This is a genomic window from Flavobacterium sp. PS2 (genome assembly GCF_046250155.1).
Lineage (GTDB): Bacteria > Bacteroidota > Bacteroidia > Flavobacteriales > Flavobacteriaceae > Flavobacterium.
In genome coordinates, this window is record NZ_CP176426.1 from 4416963 (window position 1) to 4436227 (window position 19265).

At 33.0% G+C, this 19265-nt stretch carries 5 protein-coding genes; 4 read left to right on the forward strand and 1 reads right to left on the reverse strand.

Annotated elements, in window-relative coordinates:
- Positions 1-24: 24 nt before the first annotated feature.
- Complete coding sequence (locus tag ACJ6WR_RS19435; protein ID WP_409416180.1) at positions 25-1776, forward strand: alkaline phosphatase D family protein; 1752 nt, start codon at positions 25-27, stop codon at positions 1774-1776.
- A gap of 279 nt (positions 1777-2055) precedes the next feature.
- Here ACJ6WR_RS19435 and ACJ6WR_RS19440 read toward each other — a convergent pair whose 3' ends face one another.
- Entirely contained in the window at positions 2056-2730 is a 675-nt protein-coding gene (locus ACJ6WR_RS19440; protein WP_039115234.1) for a response regulator, read from the reverse strand.
- A 111-nt stretch (positions 2731-2841) separates the two neighbouring features.
- On the opposite strand from ACJ6WR_RS19440, the gene ACJ6WR_RS19445 reads away from it, so the two are divergent.
- The 3 genes from ACJ6WR_RS19445 to ACJ6WR_RS19455 all read left to right on the forward strand — a co-directional run bounded on the left by ACJ6WR_RS19445 (position 2842) and on the right by ACJ6WR_RS19455 (position 19237).
- Complete coding sequence (locus ACJ6WR_RS19445) at positions 2842-3081, forward strand: hypothetical protein (RefSeq protein WP_409416181.1); 240 nt, start codon at positions 2842-2844, stop codon at positions 3079-3081.
- 146 nt (positions 3082-3227) lie between these two features.
- A complete protein-coding gene (locus tag ACJ6WR_RS19450) occupies positions 3228-5189 on the forward strand; it encodes an ATP-binding protein (RefSeq protein ID WP_409416182.1) in 1962 nt (653 codons plus the stop codon).
- Between the two features lie 389 nt (positions 5190-5578).
- Positions 5579-19237, forward strand: coding sequence for an SDR family NAD(P)-dependent oxidoreductase (locus ACJ6WR_RS19455; protein WP_409416183.1), 13659 nt, complete (start codon positions 5579-5581; stop codon positions 19235-19237).
- Positions 19238-19265: the final 28 nt, after the last annotated feature.

Below are 19265 nucleotides of genomic sequence, written 5' to 3' on the forward strand. Positions count from 1 at the left end.
GTTTTTTTGATATAAAAATTTTTTATGGAAAACAACAATGATTTAAGCAGAAGAAGGTTTCTTAGAAATTCTTTATTGGCCGCCGGAGGAGTTTTTATCGCTCCACTTATTGAAAGCTGTAGTGACGATGATAAAACCGATAACAGCGGTGCGCCAGACGGAATGAAAAATGAAGGGTTTGAGACAGGAGTAGCCAGTTTTGACCCGACTGAAACAGGAGTGATTATCTGGACAAGATATTCAGCAGGTTCAGACGCTGAAATTACCTGGGAGCTAAGCAAGGATGTTGCATTTTCTGAAATAACAAGAAAAGGGCAGGCCGGAGCATCTTCTATAAATGATTTTACAATAGCGGTAGATGTTCAGAATATTTCTTCCAATACAAAATATTATTATAGATTTTATAATGCCAAAACCAAACAGGTAACTGTTATCGGAGAAACGCGTACGCTGCCATCTAAAACAGATCTTGTAAATGATGTAAAAATGGCTGTTGTTTCCTGTTCTAATTTTCCAGCTGGACTTTTTAATGTATATGGAGCGATTGCTTCTTCAGATGCTGATGTAGTGGTACATCTTGGAGATTATATTTACGAATATGCGCCAGGACAGTATGGTACAAATCCTTTTACCAACCCACTGGGTAGAGAACATAAACCTGCTAGGGAGATTATAGGTCTCAGTGATTACAGAGAGCGTTACAGACAATATAGAGGGGATAAAAATCTTCAGCTACTTCATCAGAAAAAACCTTTTATATGTGTCTGGGATGACCATGAGTTTGCTAACGATACCTATAAAACCGGCGCAGAAAATCATCAGCCTGCCGAAGGAGATTTTCAGATGAGAAAAATGGCAGCTTTTCAAGCCTACAGTGAATATATTCCGCTTAAAACAGGAAAAGATTTTAGAATTTACAGAAGTTTTAATTTCGGTAATATCCTTTCTCTTTATATGATGGATACTAGAGTTATTGCGAGAGATAAGCAGATGAGTTATTCAGATTATATTGATAATGGCGGAAATTTTGATCAGACAAAATTTAAAACAGATCTGTTAAGTACCAGCAGAAGATTAATTGGAAGTGAACAAATGACTTGGCTGGGATCACAGATCAATGTAGATACTGCTAAGTGGAAAGTATTGGGACAACAGATCTTAATGACAAAAATGATGATTCCTGCAGAGCTGCTGATGCTTTTGAATCAAGTTTTAGCAGAAGTGGATCATTTCGGAAGTGCACAGCCAGCGACCATGCAGGCTCTTATTAGTGCAATCTCTGAACTTGTTGTTATTAAAATGAGATATAAACAAAGTGATCCTTCTTTAACTGCTCAGGAAATTGCGAGAGTTACGACAACTTTGCCATATAATTTGGATGCCTGGGATGGTTATTTTGCAGAAAGAGAACAGCTCTATGGCATGCTTTCTGGAAAAAATGTTGTGGTTTTAGCCGGAGATACTCATAATGCCTGGATGGGTAAACTTACCGATATGCAAGGGAAATTTATAGGAACTGAAATAGCGTGCAGTTCTGTTTCATCGCCAGGATTGGAAGCTTATCTTGGAATTACATCCGACCCTAAAAAGGCGATAGAATTAGCACAGGCATTTACAGTGCTGATAGATGATTTAGAATATGCAAATTTGTATAAACGTGGATACACATATCTTAAATTTACGTCATCTGTTTCTGAAGCTGAATGGCGATTTGTAGATAGTGTAACAAGTGAAACTACCAATACTGTAACAGAAAAAAAATATACCATAGCATAGAAATCTCATTCGATAATGATTGAAGTTTTTTCAGAAGTTTCAAAAATTAAGTGAATTAAATCGGAGCAGGAGTAATCGTGTTCCGATTTTTTTTATTCTATAGCTTTGAATATTTCTAAATTAAGCATTGATAATTGATGTGTTAATAAATGTAAGATGAAATCAACGGAAGAGTTTTGTATGCATAAGTTTCTATCAAAATTTATTGATAATAAATCGTAATGATAGCTAGGCTTAGCTTTTTGTAGCAAATTAGTGAGCAACTCCATTTTTTTTAAGTTATAATAATCCTAATTTTTTAGCTTTCTCGATTAGATCTTTATCACTTCCTTTTCCTTTTAAAAGTTGGTCTTTTATGTTTGCTTTTCTTTTTTCGATAGCACTCATAGAAAGGGGAATATAATCTGGAAGATTAACGGTTTTGACCCCTTGAGAAATTAAGATTAAAATTTGATTGTCATGATTATCCCAATTTATATTTTTTTTGAATAATTTTCTTTGAGACTTTATTATACTATTACTTAGGAATATTTCTCCCTCAATGATTTTTTTACAAATACTTGGGAATGATTCAAAATCAATGTCGCTTTTTGATATGAATCCTTCTGGTTTTATTCCCTTAATAATTTTATCTACAGTTAAGGGTTCGCTATGCATTGTAAGAAGAACTATTTTACAATTTGGAAATTTTTCTCTAATGAGTATTGCCAAATCAATACCACTATCAATATTAAATTCTTTATAAGGAGGAAGACTAATATCTAATAAAGCAAAATCAATATTTACGTTTTGTTTTAGTTGAAAAATTATTTTGTTGTAAGCTTCTTCACAATTATAACTCTTTATAAAAGTGGGTTCATTTTTTTGAAAATCATTACCGGATAACAGGTTTATATAGCTATCAACTGTCATAGGGTGATCATCGACTATCAAAATAGTAAGACTCGTATTCATTTTGTCAAATTTGTATCAAAATTACTCAAATATTACGGATATACCGTACAATTAGAACAAGCTGAAGGTGTTTTTTTGCTTTAAATGATCATTAATTTAAATTAAATTATTATGAAAAGTAAATTAAGTATTGTAGGGCTTGTTTTGATCTTAGGGTTGACTTATTCATGTTCTAATGATGATGTTTATGAAGTTTCAGAAGTTAAAAGCAATAGTTCTCAAATTGTACCAGACGTAAGTTTAAAAACGGTAGTAAATGAAAAAAGAAAGGATTCAATTAATGTGTTTTTTTATATTAAAGAGAATCCTGGTGAAGGAGATCCAAGTAATCCGAAACCATCAAAAAGATAACTTTTGATTCTGTAATTATTTAAAAGGAAGACTATGTGAATTATTGTTAATTACATAGTCTTCTTTATTGCAATAAACTATATTTGAAGTCGTAAATTAATAATTACACTTTGATTATTCCTACGAAAAATATTTGTTTGTTTTTAATGTTTTTTCTTTTTTCCTGTAAAGAAGATACAACGATTTTATTTGACAAAAGTCATATTGATAGTTTATCCGGAATCAAAAAGGAGAAATATCTGGACTCGATAGCTGAGTCATTAAAATCTAAAAATAATGACTCCCTTGTAAGAGATTTATATTTAAAGATTGCCGCTGAATATTACTATATCAATGAACCTAAAAAATCGTTGCATGCTAGTCTAAAATCTTTACAATTATCAAAAGATTCTAATGATAGTGTGAGAATAGCGAAGTCATTGTATTATGTAGGTGATTGCTATGAAAATTCTAAAAAAGATAGCGCTTATTTCTATTATCTGCAGGCTCAAAAAGTATATACAAAAATTCATGACTATGATAATGTTGGCAGAATGTTATTTAATAAAGCCTACGTTTTATTTTATGATGGGAATTATATAGAATGCGAAGCCGAAGTTTCTAAGGCATTACGGTATTTAAAAAAATCTAAAGATTATTCTTTAATCTATGCTTGCAATACTTTAATGGGGAATTGCTTAGAGAAATTAGTTAATTATGATGGGGCATTACTGTATCACAGGTTAGCATTGGGTGAGTTAGAAAAAATGAAAACCCATAATAATGATAAAGACGAAATAAATAATTTTAATGTAACCTCTACTATTAACATTTGCAATTTATATGATTTAAAAGGTGAATTCTCAGAGTCTATAAAAGCATTACAAGATTTACTTTCTGAAGATTTGAAAAAAAAGTGGCCTAGATTATATGCCAATGTTTTGAGTAATCTGGCTTATTCTAAGATGAAAAGTGGAGAGTATAATAATGTTGAATCCATGTTTTTAGAATCTTTAAGAATTGTTGATTCTATAGGGATCGAATCGGATATTTTGTATAAAAAGATACGTATTGGAGAGTATTTTTTAACTCAAAAAGATACCATAAAAGCAATTCAAAGTTTAAAAGAGGCAAAAAAGTTAGCAATTAAAATTAAGAACTGTAATGAAGTTTTAACGTCATTGCGATTACTCTCTCAATTAGATTTAAAGAATAGTTTGTTTTATGCAAACGAATATATAAAAGTGAGTGATAGCATTAATACTATTCAAAAAAACTCTCATAATAAATATGCCCGAATTGAATACGAAACTTCAAGACTTGAGGACAAAAATAAAGTATTGACCAAGAGTAACTTTTACATTTTAATTGTTTCGTTGATATTAATTTTAGTATTAGTAATAATTATTATAGTGCGATTTTTAAGATATAAAAGCAAAGAAGTGCAGTTTTTAAAAAGACAGCAAAAAGCTAATGATGAGGTGTATATGCTATTAATAGAGCAACATAAAAAAATAGATATTGCCAAAGAGAATGAGAAGGCTAAAATAGCCAAAGAATTACATGACGGTGTATTGAACAAAATTTATGGAGTTCGGATGAATTTAGGCTTTTTAAATTCTAAAACGGACGAAGTAATGGTTGAAAAAAGGAAAGAGTATATTTTTGAATTACAAAATATAGAGCATGAGATAAGAACGATATCGCATGACCTAAGCCGAAGTTCTTTTTTTAAAGGAAATGATTTTAATGTGTTGTTGTCAAATTTAATCGAAAATCAGAAAGATATAAGTAGTACCAGGTTTAAATATATAAAAGATAAAACTGTTGAATGGGGAGCGATTCAAAATATATACAAGATAAACTTATATCGTATAATTCAAGAGGCTATTTTAAATATTAATAAACATGCAAATGCAAAAAAATGTGAGGTAATGATTCAGAAAACAGACAAGAATCGTTTAAAACTGAGTATTACAGATGATGGAGTAGGTTTTGATATTAAAAATAAAAAAAGTGGTATTGGTTTAAATAATATGAAAGAAAGAACGAATTCATTAAAAGGTAAATTTAAGATTGAATCAAAAATTGGAAACGGGACAAAAATTGAAGTTACGTTTACTCCTTAAGCAAGTAAAAGTCCGTAATTTTTACTCTAAAAGTCCGTAATTTTTAGAGGAATCTAACTGCTATTTTTACGTAAAAATCAATCGTGGGCTGTGCCATTATTAATGTAAATGGACTAAATTATTTTAATAGTCTCACCAATAAAAATCCAATAGCTTATTATATTATTATAAGAGCTATTTATTCTTTTTGTTAAAGAAACGGTTAATGAATTTGAGGGTTATCTACTATTAGGTTATAAAGGACGCAGAGCTTAAAATTGGTTTTTTGAAATGTAGAAGTAAACAAAGGGGAAGTTGACGCCCTATGTATGAGATTAAAGGATTAGCTGTTTTTAGTTGTCTTTACTAATCAATGCGAGTTTATTGCTATAGTAAAAAAAGTAAAAAGCATGAATACGTACTGTCTAAAAAGAGATTACTCTTTAAATATCCCTCAGATGTTATACGGGAGAATGTCTGAGAATTGGCTTTTAAAAGAATTAGGAGACATCCATTGGGAAATGATATCAAAGGGTTTGGGGGCCCCCTCAGATGCTATCTTTGATAGTAATGGAGAGCGTCTTTATGCCAGTTTTGTTAGGATACAATGGAGTTGCCAAAACAATATTGGATTAAAAAGTTTTGTAGAGAACGATCAAACTACAATTGAATCGTGTATAGAACAATATAGAACCAAAATGTTTTTGAGCAATGGGACTGTTAAAAATGTAACAAGAGACAGTACTTTGCAAACTTCAATGATTTCGATTTTTTCGGCTAGAAAGAATGATGATAATCAAAATTTAGTCAAAGGCACACCTATTCAAAAAGAAGATTCTAAAGTACCATTATTACAAATAATACCTAAATACGTTAAAGCCTTCTTTAATGTAAAGAACCATATATCTTCTTTATCCAATGAGGAAGAAACTTCTAATAAGCATTCTTTTTACGACACAGAATTTACAATACTGGCAGAACCATTATTTACCAGAACTTATGAAGTAGAGCCTTATGACGATATTAATGGGGTTGGGCTTTTATATTTTGCATCTTATCCAAACATAAGTGATAAATGTGAGCGTCATTTTTTTGAAGAGCATATTCTTATTGAAAACGAAAAAATAAATTGGGCTATTCATGCTACTTGTATTGCCAGAGATATTCATTATTACGGGAATGCTAATCCTAATGAAAAATTAAGATATCAGCTTGATCAAGCCTTATTAGAGGATGATTTGACTGTACGATTGACTTCGTCATTATACAGGGAAAATGATGGTCAGATTATTGCCAAAATATTTACAGTAAAGAGGTTAAGTCAAAAGGTAACTATATCCAGTAAAATTTCAGACGGAGTACAAAAGGAAAAAGAGATTTTACAGGATAATAAAAGTAACTCTTTTATTAAAAAAGAAGAAATAGAAACTCCTCAAAGATCTCTTGAAGGAATCGCTGATAATAATGCTGGAGTTTCAGCTGAAGAACTTACTAATACAGTCATAGGCTTTTTTAATTCAGTCTATGAAGGTTGTGAAATCGATTTAAATACGGACTTGCGCAAATTAGGTGTAGAATCGATTATTTATACAGAACTATCAGAACATCTTAACCTTGAGTGTGGATTAAAAACAAATCCAAGTCATTTTTTTGGTTTGTATACGGTCAAGGAAATTATAGGGTATTGTTCAGGAAAAGCGGTAAAAGAAGATTTAAAAAGAGAAGAAAAAGATAAAAATTATACTGCGGATATAGCAATAATAAGTACTTGTTGCAGATTACCTCAAGCAGATACACCGCAGTCGTTTTGGGAGAATCTTAAGAATGGTATTTCATCGATAATAATTACACCAGAGGATAGATGGGTTTGGCCTGAAGGGATTGAGGATAAATATGAAGGAATCAATTATGGAGGATATCTAAACGATATAGAAAGTTTTGATTCTTTATTTTTCGAAATTTCACCTAGAGAAGCCCAGTTAATGGATCCTCAACAGCGAATGCTTTTAGAGTTAACCTGGGAGTTGTTTGAAAATGCAAAGCAAAAACCAAGTCAATACAAGAAAAGTAATACAGGAGTATTTATTGGGGTAAGTGGTAGTGACTATGAACGAGTAGTGGCAGAGCATGACTCCATACAGCCGGGAACACCTACAGGCAATGCTATTGCTCTTTTGGCCAATCGTATTTCTTATTTCTATGATTTTGAAGGCCCAAGTATGAGTATTGATACTGCTTGCTCTTCCTCTTTAGTAGCAATAGCCGAAGCTGTAAAAGCATTGAGACAACAAGAATGTGATCAGGCAGTTGTAGGAGGAATTCATTTGATGTGCCATCCAGCAAAAAGTATAGCTTACAGTAATGCAAATATGCTTAGCAAAGATGGAAAATGTCACACGTTTGATATAGAAGCAAATGGATATGTAAGAGGTGAAGGTGCTGTTGTAATGCTTTTAAAACCGTTGGATAAAGCTCAGAAAGATGGAGATGAAATTTTAGGAATAATAAAAAGTGCAGAAGTTAATCATGGAGGATATTCAGGAGGAGTAACTGTACCTAATCCGTTTCAGCAACAAAAACTGATTACAAATGCCTATAAGCATGCCAATATTCCAATAGAAACAGTTAGTTATATCGAAGCCCATGGAACAGGAACGACACTGGGAGATCCTATAGAAGTTAAAGCTCTTAGAGATGCATTTGAACACATACAAAAAGATAAATCATTAACAAATTGGTGCAGCTTAGGATCGGTAAAAACGAATATCGGACATCTGGAAGCTGCATCTGGAGTTGCCGGATTATTAAAAGTAGTATTGGCCATGCAAAACCAATATTTGCCTGCATCACTAAATTTCCAAATATTAAATCCACATATAGAATTAGAGAACAGTCCCTTTATAATTCAAAAGGAGGGGCAAGTATGGAAATCACCCACTAATGAGCCACTTAGAGCAGGTATTAGTAGTTTTGGGATAGGAGGGACCAATGCTCACGTGGTAGTTGAAGCATATAATAAAAATCTGATGCCAGATGAGGAAGAAAGCATCGAACTACCTGCGTACGTATTTGTATTATCAGCTTTAAACCAAGAAAGCCTGGAAAGATATGTTCAAAAAATATATAACTGGATACAAAAGCAAGAAACAATCCGATTAGCATCTTTGGCATATACATTACAAATAGCCAAAGAAGAATTTGCAGAGCGATTAGCCTTTACCTACAAAGATCATAAAGACTTGCTAGTTAAATTGGAAAGCTTTCTTTCGAAAGAAAATAAAACATCAGCATTATACTATACAGAAAATATAAAACAATGCAAAGAGGTTCATAAAGAAGAGTCTATATCAAAGCAATATATAGTAGAACAAAACTTTGATGCATTAGCAATTTTTTGGACTAAAGGAGGAACTGTAAACTGGGAGCAATTATATGGCAAGGTTCAAATGTATAAAATAGCCTTACCAACTTACCAGTTCACTAAAAAAAGATTTTGGATAGGCAAAGAGATTCAAAGGAAAGAAAATCCAACCGCTCCAATTATAAACTCTAAAGATTTTTCAAATCAAGCTGTTATAACTCCGCAAGAGCGAGTGGTCACTTTTATGGAATCAAAGAAAATTTTTACCGAAAATAAAATTAGACTAATTCCTGTAAATCAGGTACAAGCTATTGAGAGTGAAGTTGTAGCAGTACCTTCTTATCAAGAGGAAAAGTTTGAAGATATAGAGTCATTATTATCTCAGATACTAGCAGACTTATTATATCTGGATCTGGAAGAAATTAATGTAGACCAGACATTTGTTGAGTTAGGTTTAGATTCTATTCTAGGAGTTGAGTTTACAAAAAACATAAATAAAGCTTTAGGTATTTCATTAAATACTGCAAAATTGTATAGCTATCCTTCGGTAAAAGAGTTGGCAAGTGCACTTAAGCCTGTAGGCGAAACATCTATTCATAATAAAAAAGAGGGCTTTCCTAAGATTAAGCTACAACCCATTGAAACTTTTAGTGATAATAAAAATATCGTTGAAAAAGTAAAGGAAATAAAATCGAATGAAAGTTTAAACGAGGATTATGAAAAAACGTTAAAAGAACTTTTATGTGATTTATTATATGTGACAACAGAAGAATTAGAACCCGAGCAAACTTTTGTAGCATTGGGACTAGATTCTATTTTAGGAGTTGAATTCACGAAAAAAATCAGGAAACAATGGAATATTGATTTTGCTACAGCACAGTTGTATAATCATCCTACCCTAAAAGAATTAGCGACTTACTTACAGACATTAGACAACACAAATTCTGTTTTTATCGCCTCTGATAACAAAATATCATTATCGGGTATAGAAATCGATAAAATTAACACAGTAAAGGATTATCACACAAACCAACATCCTAATATTCAAAAGGAGTTGGTAACATTGCTAACCGATTTATTGTATTTGGAAGAGGGGGAAGTAGACGACACACAAACTTTTGTAGCATTAGGATTAGATTCTATTTTAGGTGTAGAGTTGGTGAAGAAAATCAATAATAAATGGAAGCTTTCAATACCTACATCGCAAATTTATAGTTATCCTACGGTATCAGAATTAAGTAACTATATATCGTTAAGCCTTGGATTAGCAGGAACCAGTGAAACAAAAAAGACTTTTGTAGAAAGCTCTGAGCAGGAAGTTATAAATGTGTTTAATGAAGGAGAACTAAAAAATGTTCTGGCAGCGCTTTTATATCTGGAGAAAGAAGAAATTTCATCTACAGATACTTTTGCATCATTAGGATTAGATTCTATTTTGGGTGTAGAATTCGTTAAGAAAATAAACAAAGAGTTTGGTATACAATGCGCAACATCTTTACTCTATAATTATCCAACCTTGTCTGAGTTGTATGTGTATTTGATTTCGAATTATACAATTAAAAGCAGTAAACAAGAAGAAAAGCATACTATTAATTCTTTTTTTAAACCAATTAGAATCATTGGCACTATAGAAAAGGATGGAGAATCTACTATTGAATATCACTTAAACATAGCAAATACACCTTGTTTAAGAGATCATAAAGTGTTTAATGAATACATTTTACCAACGGATGCTTATATTGAAATGCTATATGCTTTTTTTAGCGAGCAACTTGGTAAAAAAAGTTTAACGCTAAAACAATTTCGAATCTCCGAAGCTTTAATTGCTCAAAAAGAGGAGACGGTTCCCGTCTTGCTCAATTTGAAAAGAGTTAATGAAGGAACTATTCGATTTATAATTAGTAATAAAGAAACACAAAAAGTTTATGTTAGGGGGACTATTGTCGAAGAAATTGCTTTAATCGATGATTTGGTTTATAGACCTACTGCATCAGGAATTCAGTTGGACTTAGAGAAACTAACCGATTGGACTAAAGATATTTTATCGGATAGTTATTTTCAGGTAAGAAAATCTCTAGAGGTTAAAGAGGAATTTGCCAAAGGCATTCTAGCAGTTACCAGACCACAAAATCAGGCTATTAGTTATGTGTCTCAATGGCTAGATGGAGCATTACTATTTGCAATACAGTATGCAGCAATACAACAACGTCAGGGGAATATAGATGGGGTTATGTATTTGCCTTACCGCGTAGAAGCCATAAATATACATGCGTCTGCACAACCCGACGTAAACTATGATTGCCATATGATTTGTCATGAAGCTGATGAGGATAAATTACTTTTTTCGATAGAAATAACTTCAGATCAGGGTAAATTAATTTCAATTCAGAACTTAGAACTTAGAAAAATTGATCAGAAACAATTATTAGTACCACAAGAGAGAAAAGTAAGTACTAATGTACAGCGAGAGGATATAGTAAATTCCGGAATATCTGCACAATCTGATGTGGCTATAATTGGAATGTCGTGTCGTTTTCCCGGAGCAGAAAATATAGTAGAGTTTTGGGATAACTTAAAACAAGGGGTCGATTCTATTACAGAAATTGATGCAGAAGAATGGCAAGATATCGATTGGTACAATAATGATCCTAAACAACAAAAAAAATCCTATAGTAAATGGGGTGGTTTTATAAAAGACAAAGATAAATTTGATCCTTTGTTTTTTGGAATATCTCCTCGGGAAGCTGAATTAATGGATCCTCAACAGCGTTTGTTTTTACAAGAATGTTGGCGAACTATAGAGGATGCAGGCTACACATCAAAATCAATCGACAAACAAAATGTAGGTGTTTTTGTAGGGGCAAGTTCAGGAGATTATCAGCATCTATTGGCTCAGAATCAAGCTGCCAAAGATGGTTTTGCTTTTATGGGGAATTCTCAGGCTATATTGGCAGGAAGAATTGCTTTTTTATTAAATCTAAAAGGACCAGCTCTTACTCTAGATACAGCATGTTCCTCATCTTTAGTAGCTATTGACAGAGCATATCAAAGCATTGTTTCGGGCGAAACAGATATGGCTCTTGCGGGTGGTGTTAAATTAATGTGTACACCATTATTGCATATTTGGACCAGTCAGGTAGGAATGGCTTCGAAAGATGGTAAATGCAAAACTTTTGATAATAAAGGAGATGGAATTGTTTCTTCTGAAGGGGTTGGAGTACTATTCTTAAAGAGATTAGATGCAGCTATAAAAGATGGAGACCAGATACATGCTATCATTAAAGGTAGTGGTATCAATCAAGATGGTAAAACCAATGGAATTACGGCACCTAATGGGGTTGCACAATCTTTACTTCAGCAACGTATTTATGACCAATATAATATAGATCCTGCAACCATAAAATATGTAGAGACTCACGGTACAGGAACTAAACTAGGAGATCCTATAGAAATTGAGGCTCTAAAAACGAGTTTCGGGATAAAACAGGAATTAGATAATAGCTGTGCACTAGGATCAGTAAAAACCAATATAGGTCATGCTGCCGAAGCTGCAGGAGTTTCGGGAGTCATTAAAACAATACTTATGCTTAAGAATAAGTTCCTTGTACCTAGCTTACATTTTGAGCAACTCAATGATGAGATATCTTTAGAGAAAACTCCATTTTATATTAATACAACTCTTAAACCCTGGAAACTCAATATAAAACATCCTAGACGGGCAGTTGTAAGTGCTTTTGGCTTTAGCGGAACCAATGCCCATTTAGTATTAGAAGAATATCCAGAATCAAAATCAGATAAAATACCTAATGATGGTACTGAACAATTGATACTACTTTCTGCCAAAACAGAATATAGTCTTAAAGCTCAGGTGTTACAAATGGTGGATTACCTTAAAGAGTCTAAAGAATCTTTAAAAGCAATTGCTTATACACTACAATTGGGCCGAGATGTTATGCAAGAGCGATTAGCTATTATAGGCAACTCTAAAGAAGAAATTATAAATCATCTGTCTCAATTTCTTAATGAATCAAATCATGAAGTATTAAGAGGAACAGTTGATAAACGAAAAAAGACTACAGTATCTATAACTCAAGAAGAAATGGATGCTGCGATCTTAAAAAAGGACTACAGAACGCTTGCCAGGATATGGATTTTGGGTACAAATGTAGACTGGGCACTTGTATATGGTAATGAGCAAATAAGAAAAGTTCAATTACCAACCTATGCTTTTGAAAAAGAAAGGTACTGGACAGAACCTGTAAATTCAGGTATAACAAATGAATCTGCTGTAAAAATTGTTCAAAATCAATTACATCCATTAGTACATCGCAATGTTTCTACATCGGATGGACATTTATATATAAGCGAGTATTCGGGACAAGAAACAGTTTATAAGGATCATGTAGTTAATGGTAACAAAGTTTTGGCAGGGGTGGCTTATATAGAGCAAGCAAGTATTGCCTTAGAACAAGCAACTGGTCAAAGAATATGGGGACTAAAAGATATTTTTTGGCAACAACCTCTACTAGTAAATGCTAAAAAAGAAGTGTTTACCAGAATAATTTCTGACTCAAAAAACAATAGTTATGAGATTTATACCAAAGAAAATGGAAGTGATTTAATTCATGGTAAAGGATTAGCTATTTTACAAGAGCCACAGAAACCAGAAAAAATAGATGTAAGAAGGTTATTGAGTTTAACTCATAAAAATACTTCGAAAGGAGCATTCTATGCTTTTCTTAAAACAAAAGGTTTTGATTTAGGTGAAAGTTTTAGAGGAATACAAGAACAGTATTCTACTCCTGAATTTTCTATTTCGAGAATTCAGCTGCCTTTACAATCAGGTTATAAGATGCAACCAGGTGCACTGGATAGTGCTTTACAAAATGCATTAGGCTGGATTATGATGGAAGGGGTATTGGATCAGGCACTTCCGTTTAGTATGAAAACTTGCTATCGATTTGTAGATCAATTACCAGAAACATTTTGGTCGTATGCCCGCAAAAGTAAATCAAATCAAGCAGCTCATAAAGTTCAGGAATATGATATAGATATTTTGGATGAGCAAGGGAATGTCTTAGTACAATTTCTGCAATGTGTATTTCTTCCTATAAAAGAAAAAAGAGAAAAAGAGTCTGCTAATGCTTTAGATATTCAAGAGATTGCATGGCAAAAAACACCTTACATCAAGAATCATGATTTAGTTTATGATCATACAATTGTGTACGTGATTGGGGGCAATCCTATTTTGGCAGATGCAATCCGAAATTCTTATGAAGCAGAGATTCAGTCTATAACCATTGAAAATGAGATTTCGACTTATATTCAAATTTTTGAAGATTTGAAACAAAGACTTCATTCTAAAATAAGAACGCAAGTAATTGTATTAGGATCAAATGAAGAATACGAACAGTATGGTTTCCTTTCGGGAATGCTGAAAACACTAACATTAGAACATCCAAATTTTGAAGGGAAAGTAATTGCTATTAAAGATTTTTCGACTCATAATAGTCATGAGATACTCGAAATATTAAATAAAGAACAATTTAATAAAGCGGTTGAGGTAAAATATACATCTCTTGAAAGGTTAGAGAAAAGCAATAGACAATTTACTATTCATGAACAGCAATATAGCGCTATTAAAACAGCAGGAGTATATGTATTGGTAGGTGGGACTGGAGAAATAGGGCGTACTGTTTGTGATTATATTCTGGAAACTCCAGATACTAAAGTGATTCTTTTAGGAAGAAGTGAGCAGCCTGAAAAAAGATTACCCGAAGGGGCTTATTATTATCAATGTGATAGTACAGATGCGTATGCTGTAGCTACAGTTTTTAAAGAAATTAGGAAACAGTTTACAGGAATCAATGGTGTTATTTATCTGGCAGGTATAACTGCAGATAGTTATGCAAAAAACAAAACGATACCAGATGTTACAAAAGTCTTAAAAGTAAAGATAGAAGGTATTAAGAATATCGATAAAGAAACACAGTACGATTCTTTAGACTTTATGGTATTCTTTTCTTCTATAGCTGCTATTTATGGAAATATAGGGCAGATGGATTACGCTGCCGCTAATGCTTTTCTTGATGATTATGCAAGATATAGAGAAACGCAACGTAGAAAAGGAAATCGTTATGGAATTACTAAAAGTATCAATTGGCCTTTGTGGAAAAACGGAGGAATGCAGATTAGTGCAGATACTGAAACATTTTTGCAAAAAAAATGGGGAATGCAACCTATGCCTAATGAAGAAGGTATAAGAGCATTGAAACAAATTTTGAGTTCAGACTTTGTTCAGACTTCAGTTATATATAAAGTTTCATCAGAAAAGGTGCCAACAAAAATTGAAGATGCCACGAATTCTAATAGAATTTCGACAAAAACGCTGCTGGAAAAATTAACTCAACTAGCAGCTACATTGGTTAAAATGAATCCAGAGAAAATAATTTCGCATATAGAACTGGGAGATTATGGATTTGATTCGATTTTATATACACAGTTTTGTAATGAAATTAATGGGTTTTATGAATTAGATATAACACCAACATTGTTTTTTAATTATCCTACTCTAGATGAATTAGCCACACATTTAGAGGCGAATTATACCTTTTCGGCAGAGAATGAACCATACAATCAGGAAAAGGAAAACATAGAAACTTTTACAATTCAGGAAGAAGAGAAAAAAGCAGATTTTGATGCCTATTCGAATAAAGCTTCAAAAAGAAAAGAAGTTGCTATAGTGGGAATGAGCGGACGTTTTCCTGGGGCGGCAAATGTGAATGAACTATGGGAGCGTTTAAAAAATAAAGAAGATTTAATTTCAGAGGTTCCTGAGAGTCGATGGGATTGGAGAACGTATTATGGAGACCCACAGCAAAAAGAGAATACAACTTTATGTAAATGGGGAGGTTTTCTGGACAAAATAGGGGAGTTTGATCCTTTATTTTTTAATATTTCGCCTGTTGAAGCCGAACTGATGGATCCTCAGCAACGTTTAGTATTGCAGGAAGTGTATCATGCTTTAGAAGATGCAGCAATTTCAATCGATACGATAAAAGGGACTGATACTGGTGTTTTTATAGGAGTTTCAAGTTCTGATTATTCGACTTTATTAAAAGAGCAAACCAATCAAATAGGTATGGCTCAATTTGCAACAGGCTCTGCCCATTCTGTTTTAGTAAACAGAATATCTTATATTTTCGATTTACATGGACCAAGTGAGCCTATCGATACAGCATGTTCCAGTTCTCTAATTGCCATTCATAGAGCAGCAGAACATATAAGAAATGGTCATGGTACAATGGCAATTGCAGGAGGTGTAAACGCCATATTATCGCCAGAGTTAACATTATCTTTTAGTCAGGCAGGAATGCTAAGCAAAGATGGACGTTGCAAAACGTTTGATCAGGGAGCAAATGGTTATGTAAGAGGAGAAGGTGTTGGAATTTTAATATTAAAAGATTTAGACCAAGCCATTGAAGATAAAAATCCTATTTACGGAATTTTAAAAGGAAGTGCAGAAAATCATGGAGGGAAAGCCAATACTTTAACCTCTCCTAATCCTAAAGCCCAACAAAAGCTATTAATAAAAGCCTATCAACTGGCAGGGGTAGACCCTGGATTAGTTAGTTATATTGAAGCTCATGGAACTGGAACGCCATTGGGAGATCCTATTGAAACTGAAGGTTTAAAATTAGCTTTTGAAACGTTATATAAAGACTCTGAATCTATTTATGGACAAGAGGCTCATTGTGCTATTGGCAGTATTAAAACAAACATAGGACATCTGGAAGCTGCAGCGGGAGTAGCAGGAGCAATCAAGGTTTTGATGGCGATGAAAAACAATACAATCCCAGGAAATCCATTGTTGCAGCAACCCAATCATTATTTAAAATTAGAGAATACTCCTTTTTATCTACAAAAAGAAACAACAGATTGGAAGGTAACAAAGGGAAAACATAAAATTGCAGGAGTAAGTAGTTTTGGTTTTGGAGGGGCAAATGCGCATATAGTTATCGAAGAATATATAGCAAATGAGAAACCAAATTATTCATTAAAAGCAATTCCTGTTTTTGCAATATCGGCCAGAGACATGGATGATTTAAATCGTTTGGCAAAAACGATAAGGGAATATTTATTGACTAATAATACAGCTTTTCAGGATGTATTGTATACGCTACAGTCAGGAAGAGAAGTAATGGAATGTCGATTGGCATTTGTTGTAAATGACCAAAAGGAATGTATTAATCGATTAAATGAATTTATTACGTCTGATCACGGACTAAACGATATGTACATTGGTACTAATGAAGATAGTATTACTGATACAGATAAAGAAGAATTTCAGAATATTACGAACGAATCTTTTACTGACAAAGATGTAAATACAATTGCAAGATTATGGAGTTTAGGTGTAGCAATTGATTGGAAAGTTTTATACGGAAATAAAACACCCCAAAAAGTTCATTTGCCTACATACCCATTTAAGCAAGCTCACTATTGGTTTGTTCCAACAAAAAATGAAAAAGAAACCATAGCAAAGCCTTTTAGAAAAGTTCATCCTTTAGTACAAACAACTATAAACGATACTACTTACGAAAGTGTTTTTTCTGGAAGAGAATCCATTTTTGCTTCACACAAAGTAAATGGAATAAATGTTTTACCGGGAGCTGCTCAAATTGAATGGATTCGCGAAGTAGGAAATCGTTATAAGGAAAAGCCTGTGACTAGAATTACCGATGTAGTTTTTAGAGAAGCTATTCAGGAAAATGACAATGAACAAGTTGAAGTTGTTGTAGCATTAGAAGAAACTGAAAATGGATTGAGCTATAGCTTTAAAAAGAAATCAGATACAACATCAATTTACAGTAATGGTACAATTCAGTACGATTTATTACCAGCAATAAAAACAGTCGTTATAGATAATATAGCCTTGCGATTACCTAATAGTTTAAGCAAGGAGGATTACTATAAATTGCTGAATGATAAGGGAATTACTTATGGAAAACATTTTCAGGGTATTCAGGAAATTATGTATTCAGATAACGAAGTTTTAGCACAAATTTATTTAACAGAAACGGAAGATAAATATATGCTCTCTCCATTTTTATTGGATAGTGCAGTACAAACTGTGATGGGGCTGAGTTTTGGATTTGATAAAAAGAACCCTACCAAACTTCCTTTTCGTATTAAAGAGGTGAAAATTTATAAAGAATTGCCACAACAATTTTGGTCGTATGCTAAAAAAATAGCTCCTGCAAAAGGAGAAGTTCTTCCTACATACAATGTAGATTTAATAGCTGGAGATGGCGAAATTTTAGTTCAATTTGAAGGATTTGTTGCTTTAAATATAAAGTCAGAACCTATTGCAGAAGAACTGTCTTATTCGATAGAAGATTTGATGTATGTTTCTGAATGGAAAAGAGAAAGACTATTTAAACAGGAAGAGACTCATAACGGAAACGCCTTAATTATTTCTTATCAAAATGAAGGAAGTAAGATGGTAAATCAATTAAGTGCTTATTTAATTGATAAAGATGTAACTATTTTTAATTCGGATGATTCGTCTGCGTTACCAGAAGGAATTACTGATTTGTATATTGTGCATGATGCGCCAGTAGAAGAGGCTCTTTTGGTATCAGAAACATTTTGGGAAAGAAATGAATTGGCGGTTTTTAAACTGCTCAAAAAACTATTATCCTCATCCTACATACATAAAGGTTTAAACATTACCGTTTTATCAGATCGTACGCAAAAAGTAGTAATTAATGATAAAGTACAGTGTCATGGTAGTGGGATTTTAGGACTGTTGAGTTCATTGGCAAAAGAACAAAGCAATTGGAATGTTCGTATTATCGATGTGGATGCATCAAATGAAATAACAGATAAGGATATCAGGCGATTGCTAACAATACCATTTGATTCTAATGGAGAAATAATAGCGTATCGCAATCAAAATACCTATATAAGAAATCTATATCCGCTAGAAACACAAACCATTACCACCAAATTTAAAAATGGAGGGGTATATGTAATATTAGGAGGCGCAGGTGGTATCGGGAAAGTTACCACAGCCTATCTGGTTAAAAAATATCAAGCTCAAATAATTTGGTTAGGACGTAGTGCAGAAAATGAAAGCATTCTGGATGCGCAAGAAGAAATAGCACAGTGGGGACCTAAACCAGCATATATCCAATGCAATGCAATTTTAGAAAATGAAGTAAAAGCAGCCTATCATAAAATTAAACAAACGTATCAAAATATTAATGGTGTATTTCACTCTGCATTGGTACTTAGGGATAGCTTAATGCATCAAATGAACGAAAAAACTTTTGTTGAAGTTTTTGAATCCAAAGCTACAGCAAGTCACTACCTGATAGATGTATTTGCCAAAGAGCCTTTGGATTTTATATGCTTTTATTCCTCTATGCAATCTCAGGTAAATGCTTTGGGACAAGCAAATTATGCCGCTGCTTGTATGTATAAAGATAGTTTCGCCTATACAGTTCAACAAAAATACAATATCCCGGTACAGATTATTAACTGGGGGTATTGGGGATCAGTCGGGGTAGTCGCTTCTGATGAATACAGGAATAAGATGAAGTTATTAGGTATTGGGAGTATAGAGGCAGATGAAGGAATGGCAATTTTAGAAGAAGTAATTGCACAAGAACACCAACAAGTTATTGCTGCAAAATTCATATAAAAGCCTAAGGTAACATTAATTGAAACAA

Excerpts from the sequence above, each read along its gene's own strand:
- ACJ6WR_RS19435 (WP_409416180.1), top strand. The coding sequence starts at position 25 with ATGGAAAACAACAATGATTTAAGCAGAAGAAGGTTTCTTAGAAATTCT.
- ACJ6WR_RS19440 (WP_039115234.1), bottom strand. The coding sequence starts at position 2,730 with ATGAATACGAGTCTTACTATTTTGATAGTCGATGATCACCCTATGACA.
- ACJ6WR_RS19445 (WP_409416181.1), top strand. The coding sequence starts at position 2,842 with ATGAAAAGTAAATTAAGTATTGTAGGGCTTGTTTTGATCTTAGGGTTG.
- ACJ6WR_RS19450 (WP_409416182.1), top strand. The coding sequence starts at position 3,228 with ATGTTTTTTCTTTTTTCCTGTAAAGAAGATACAACGATTTTATTTGAC.
- ACJ6WR_RS19455 (WP_409416183.1), top strand. The coding sequence starts at position 5,579 with ATGAATACGTACTGTCTAAAAAGAGATTACTCTTTAAATATCCCTCAG.